Here is a 6,162-nt window from a genome sequence, read left to right as displayed (position 1 = left end):
GCGGCTTGTCTGCCGTTGTTCCGTGTCAGTGGTGGCGCATTATAGGGAGTTATTCCGGCCTGACAAGCGAAAAATATAAAAACTTTATCGTTCGCTCACTTTTCAGGCAAAACATCCTAAACAGGGTCTTTTCTGTCTAACTTATAGACAAAAACGAGCCCCGAAGAGCTCGTTTTATCATTACTGGACGGCGACAATCCGGTCTTCATTAACTTCCAGGCGAATAACTTTACCCGGAACCAATTCACCAGACAGTATTTGCTGTGCCAGCGGGTTTTCGATTTGCTGCTGGATAGCACGTTTCAGAGGACGTGCACCATAGACCGGATCGTAACCGTTCTCGCTCAGCAGTTTCAGCGCCTCGTCAGAAATGTGGATTTCATAACCACGTTCTTCCAGACGTTTGTACAGACGTTTCAACTGAATCTGCGCAATCGATGCAATGTGCTGTTCACCCAGCGGATGGAAGACCACCACTTCATCGATACGGTTAATGAATTCCGGACGGAAGTTATGGCTTACCACACCAAGCACCAGCTCTTTCATGTGTGCATAATCCAGTTCACCAAAGCGTTCCTGAATCAGATCGGAACCGAGGTTAGAGGTCATAATGACCACCGTATTGCGGAAGTCGACCGTTCTCCCCTGCCCGTCAGTCAGACGCCCATCATCCAGTACTTGCAACAGAATGTTGAAGACATCCGGATGCGCTTTTTCCACTTCATCCAGCAGGATGACGGAATACGGGCGACGACGCACCGCTTCGGTCAGGTAGCCACCTTCTTCATAACCCACATATCCCGGAGGCGCACCAACCAGACGAGACACCGAATGTTTCTCCATAAACTCGGACATATCGATACGGACCATCGCCTCGTCGCTATCGAACATAAAGTTCGCCAGCGCCTTGCAAAGTTCCGTTTTACCCACACCAGTTGGGCCAAGGAACAGGAATGAACCAATCGGGCGATTTGGATCGGCAAGCCCCGCACGACTACGACGAATAGCGTTAGATACCGCATCAACCGCTTCGTTCTGACCAATAACGCGATGGTGCAGTTCTTGCTCCATACGCAGCAGTTTTTCGCGCTCACTTTCCATCATGCGAGAAACAGGAATCCCCGTCCAACGCGCCAGCACTTCAGCAATTTCGGCATCTGTCACTTTATTACGCAACAGACGCATAGTTTTACCTTCGAGCTGCGTTGCGGCTTCCAGTTGCTTTTCCAGTTCCGGGATTTTGCCGTATTGCAGTTCAGACATCCGCGCCAGGTCACCCACACGGCGAGCCTGTTCAATGGCGATTTTCGCCTGCTCCAGTTCCGCTTTAATAGTCTGCGTACCAGAGAGCGATGCTTTCTCTGCTTTCCACTCTTCTTCTAACTCGGAATACTGACGTTCTTTGTCGCTCAGTTCTTCGTTGAGCATATCCAGGCGTTTTTTACTGGCTTCATCAGACTCTTTCATTAACGCCTGTTGTTCCAGTTTGAGCTGGATGATACGACGATCGAGTCGGTCGAGTTCTTCCGGTTTTGAGTCTATCTGCATACGAATGCTGGATGCCGCTTCATCGATCAGGTCGATGGCTTTATCCGGCAACTGACGATCAGCAATGTAGCGATGAGACAACGTCGCCGCAGCAACAATTGCCGGGTCAGTAATTTGTACATGGTGGTGCAGTTCGTAACGTTCTTTCAGGCCACGCAGAATAGCAATGGTGTCTTCCACCGTTGGCTCGGCGACAAATACTTTCTGGAAGCGACGTTCCAGCGCAGCATCTTTTTCGATGTACTGGCGATATTCGTCCAGCGTCGTGGCACCCACGCAGTGCAGTTCACCACGAGCCAACGCCGGTTTCAGCATGTTCCCGGCGTCCATTGCGCCATCGGCTTTACCCGCGCCGACCATAGTATGTAATTCGTCGATAAACAGGATGACGTTGCCTTCCTGTTTAGCGAGATCGTTCAGTACGCCTTTTAATCGTTCCTCAAACTCACCGCGATATTTTGCCCCGGCCACCAGCGCGCCCATATCCAGCGCCAGTACGCGGCGGCCTTTCAGCCCTTCAGGCACTTCGCCATTGATAATACGCTGCGCCAGACCTTCAACGATGGCAGTCTTACCAACGCCAGGTTCACCAATCAGCACCGGGTTATTTTTAGTACGACGTTGCAGTACCTGAATGGTACGGCGAATTTCTTCATCACGACCAATCACCGGATCGAGTTTGCCCTGTTCGGCACGTTCGGTAAGGTCGATGGTGTATTTTTTCAAAGCCTGACGTTGGTCTTCGGCTCCTTGATCGTTCACGCTTTCACCTCCACGCATTTGTTCAATCGCTTGAGTAATGTTGGCGGTGGTCGCCCCTGCTGCTTTCAGGATGTCGGCCAGCGTGCCGCGAGACTCAAGTGCCGCCAGAACGAACAGTTCTGACGAAATAAAATTATCACCACGTTTTTGCGCCAGCTTGTCGCAAAGATTAAGAACGCGCACCAGATCCTGTGAAGGCTGGACATCGCCACCCGTACCTTCAACCTGCGGTAAACGATTTAATGCCTGATTGATATCTGTGCGCAACTGGCCAGCATTAATGCCAGCGGATGTTAATAAAGGGCTAACCGAACCCCCTTCCTGATTCAGCAGGGCGCTCATTAAATGAAGTGGTTCGATGAATTGGTTGTCGTGCCCGAGTGCAAGTGATTGGGCATCGGCAAGAGCAAGCTGGAATTTATTAGTAAGACGATCCAGACGCATAACTCCTCCCATAACGGATCAAAGTTGCTACTGGAGATTAAATGAGGTCATCCCTCAATTATTCAAGGTTATTGACCAGATTAATGTGAAAAGAAAATCACGCGTACCGGATCGTCTTGATTCTTTAGGTTATATCAGCCAAATGAAACTTGCCATACGACCCGTGGTCTTGTCGCGACGATAAGAGAAGAAAGTCTCATTTTCCGTGAATGTACAGCGGTCGCCGCCGAAAATTTGCTCAACACCAACGCTCGCCAGACGCTGGCGGGCAAGCTGATAAATATCCGCCAGATACTTATCACCATGCTGAATAAAAGCTGCACTCGCTTTGGCGTCTACTGCCATAAATGCCTCGCGAACTTCCGCCCCCACTTCAAACGCGCGTGGACCGATTGCTGGCCCTAACCAGGCGAGAATGTTTTCGGGGTTATCAGCAAAACAGGAGACCGTCTCTTCCAGCACGCCAGCGCACAGTCCACGCCAGCCAGCATGAGCGGCGGCGACTTCCGTTCCCGCACGATTACAAAACAGCACGGGCAGGCAGTCGGCAGTCATCACAGCACAAACCGTGCCGGGTGTGTTGCTATAAGAGGCATCCGCTCGTTTTGAAGCATAGGGTTCGCCAGTAAGCTTAAGCACATCTTTGCCGTGTACCTGCTCAAGCCAGACCGGTTTTGAAGGCAAATTGCCCGCAGCAAAAAGCCGCTTGCGATTCTCCTCAACGTGATCCGGGTTATCGCCACAATGAGCGCCGAGGTTGAGCGAGTCATACGGGGCCAAGCTCACGCCGCCGATACGGGTAGAGCTACAAGCCGCAACACCTTTTGGCAGCGGCCACTGCGGGACAATCAGCTTACTCATAACCAGTCAACTTCATCCTTATGCTCTTCGAAATCGGCGCGCATCACCTCAATCAGCTCCACCATATCTTGTGGAATAGGCGCATGCCATTCCATTTCGATGCCGGAGATTGGGTGATAAAGACGCAGCATGGTTGCATGAAGCGCCTGGCGGTCAAACTTACGCAGCGTGGAGATAAATGCTTCCGAAGCCCCTTTTGGCGGACGCGGACGACCACCATAAACCGGATCGCCCACCAGCGGATGGGTGATATGCGCCATATGCACGCGGATCTGGTGCGTACGTCCAGTTTCCAGACGCAACCGCAGACGCGTGTGCACACGGAAGTGTTCCATGATGCGATAGTGAGTGACCGCCGGTTTGCCCATGGGATGTACCGCCATGTGAGTACGTTTGGTTGGGTGGCGACTGATTGGCTCATCCACCGTACCACCAGCGGTCATATGACCAATTGCCACCGCTTCATACTCACGAGTAATTTCACGCCGTTGCAAAGATTCGACTAAACGCGTCTGAGCCGGAACGGTTTTTGCCACAACCATCAGGCCAGTGGTGTCTTTATCCAGACGATGGACAATGCCCGCACGTGGAACATCGGCAATTGGCGGATAGTAATGAAGCAACGCATTCAATACCGTGCCATCCAGGTTACCCGCGCCAGGATGTACCACCAGGTCGCGCGGTTTATTAATGACGATGATATCTTCATCTTCATAGACGATATCCAGCGGGATATCCTGCGGTTCAAAACGCGCTTCTTCTTCAATCTCAGCGTTGATGGCAACCTGCTCGCCACCCAATACTTTTTCTTTCGGCTTATCACAAACTTTGCCGTTAACCAGCACGCGCTGGTCGAGGATCCATTCTTTTATCCGCGAACGTGAATAATCCGGGAACATTTCGGCCAAAGCCTGATCTAAGCGTTGACCGAGTTGGTTTTCGGACACCGTTGCAGTGAGCTGTACTCGTTGTGCCATATATACTGCTTCTTCGTTTATCGTTGGGGTTTTACGGCTTTGCCGTTTAATATAGTGTGCTATTGTAGCTGGTCTTAACCGGGAGCAGGAACAGAGAATCTCCCGTATTACATTTTGAGGAAAGTCAAAACGTCATGACGCGCATGAAATATCTGGTGGCAGCCGCCACACTAAGCCTGTTTTTGGCGGGTTGCTCGGGGTCAAAGGAAGAAGTACCTGATAATCCGCCAAATGAAATTTACGCGACTGCACAACAAAAGCTGCAGGACGGTAACTGGAGACAGGCAATAACGCAACTGGAAGCGTTAGATAATCGCTATCCGTTTGGTCCGTATTCGCAGCAGGTGCAGTTGGATCTCATCTACGCCTACTATAAAAACGCTGATCTACCGCTAGCACAGGCTGCTATCGATCGTTTTATTCGCCTCAACCCGACTCATCCGAATATCGATTATGTCATGTACATGCGTGGCCTGACCAATATGGCGCTGGATGACAGTGCGCTGCAAGGGTTCTTTGGCGTCGATCGTAGCGATCGCGATCCTCAACATGCACGAGCTGCGTTTAGTGACTTTTCCAAACTGGTGCGCGGCTATCCGAACAGTCAGTACACCACCGATGCCACCAAACGTCTGGTATTCCTGAAAGATCGTCTGGCGAAATATGAATACTCCGTTGCCGAGTACTATACAGAACGTGGTGCATGGGTTGCCGTCGTTAACCGTGTAGAAGGCATGTTGCGCGACTACCCGGATACCCAGGCTACGCGTGATGCGCTGCCGCTGATGGAAAATGCATACCGTCAGATGCAGATGAATGCACAAGCTGAAAAAGTAGCAAAAATCATCGCCGCAAATAGCAGCAATACATAACAGAATTCTGAGACGCAAAACGGCAGCCCTTAAGCTGCCGTTTTTTTATTCTATAACAACCGTGACTGAAGCTATTTAGTCGCGACCGATCTCATCAAATATGGCTCGCTTTGAGATATTCCTCAAGTAAAAAAACACCTCTTCCTGCGATTTCTCACAAAAAAGCTTCATTGACAAAAAGTGACAAAATTATGAGATTTCCATCACATATTTTGACATCAGGAACGGTATGCTGAATTCACCAAGACGGGAAGACAAGAGGTAAAATTTATGACAATGAACATTACCAGCAAACAAATGGAAATTACTCCGGCCATCCGCCAACATGTCGCAGACCGTCTCGCCAAACTGGAAAAATGGCAAACACATCTGATTAATCCACATATCATTCTGTCCAAAGAGCCACAAGGGTTCGTTGCTGACGCCACAATCAATACACCTAACGGCGTTCTGGTTGCCAGTGGTAAACATGAAGATATGTACACCGCAATTAACGAATTGATCAACAAGCTGGAACGGCAGCTCAATAAACTGCAGCACAAAGGCGAAGCACGTCGTGCCGCAACATCGGTGAAAGACGCCAACTTCGTCGAAGAAGTTGAAGAAGAGTAGTCCTTTATATTGAGTGTATCGCCAACGCGCCTTCGGGCGCGTTTTTTGTTGACAGCGTGAAAACAGTACAGGTACTGTACTGAAGT

The 6,162-nt window shown here is 50.3% G+C and carries 5 protein-coding genes; 2 read left to right on the top strand and 3 right to left on the bottom strand.

The features are described 5' to 3' along the window. Positions 1-180: 180 nt before the first annotated feature. The 3 genes from clpB to rluD form a co-directional block, all read right to left on the bottom strand. Complete coding sequence (clpB, locus tag HEM79_RS19830; protein ID WP_002431841.1) at positions 181-2,754, bottom strand: ATP-dependent chaperone ClpB; 2,574 nt, start codon at positions 2,752-2,754, stop codon at positions 181-183. A gap of 129 nt (positions 2,755-2,883) precedes the next feature. Continuing rightward, positions 2,884-3,615 (bottom strand): purine nucleoside phosphorylase YfiH, encoded by a 732-nt coding sequence (gene yfiH / locus HEM79_RS19825; protein WP_176241870.1) that lies wholly within the window; start codon positions 3,613-3,615, stop codon positions 2,884-2,886. Further along, positions 3,612-4,592, bottom strand: a complete 981-nt coding sequence (gene rluD, locus HEM79_RS19820; RefSeq protein ID WP_176241871.1) for a 23S rRNA pseudouridine(1911/1915/1917) synthase RluD — start codon at positions 4,590-4,592, stop codon at positions 3,612-3,614. The genes yfiH and rluD overlap by 4 nt, the downstream gene beginning before the upstream one ends. A gap of 134 nt (positions 4,593-4,726) precedes the next feature. Here rluD and bamD point away from each other — a divergent pair, with 134 nt between their 5' ends. Together bamD and raiA are read left to right on the top strand one after the other, a co-directional pair. Continuing rightward, positions 4,727-5,464, top strand: a complete 738-nt coding sequence (gene bamD, locus HEM79_RS19815) for an outer membrane protein assembly factor BamD (RefSeq protein ID WP_000197686.1) — start codon at positions 4,727-4,729, stop codon at positions 5,462-5,464. Between the two features lie 270 nt (positions 5,465-5,734). Next, on the top strand, positions 5,735-6,076 hold the full coding sequence (gene raiA, locus HEM79_RS19810) for a ribosome-associated translation inhibitor RaiA (RefSeq protein WP_000178456.1): 342 nt from the start codon (positions 5,735-5,737) through the stop codon (positions 6,074-6,076). Positions 6,077-6,162: the final 86 nt, after the last annotated feature.

The sequence above is a fragment of the Escherichia sp. 93.0816 genome (assembly GCF_013368855.2).
In the GTDB taxonomy this organism is placed as follows: domain Bacteria; phylum Pseudomonadota; class Gammaproteobacteria; order Enterobacterales; family Enterobacteriaceae; genus Escherichia; species Escherichia ruysiae.
The sequence above is the reverse complement of the archived record's forward strand: the minus strand, read 5'-3'. Positions and strand labels throughout refer to the sequence as shown.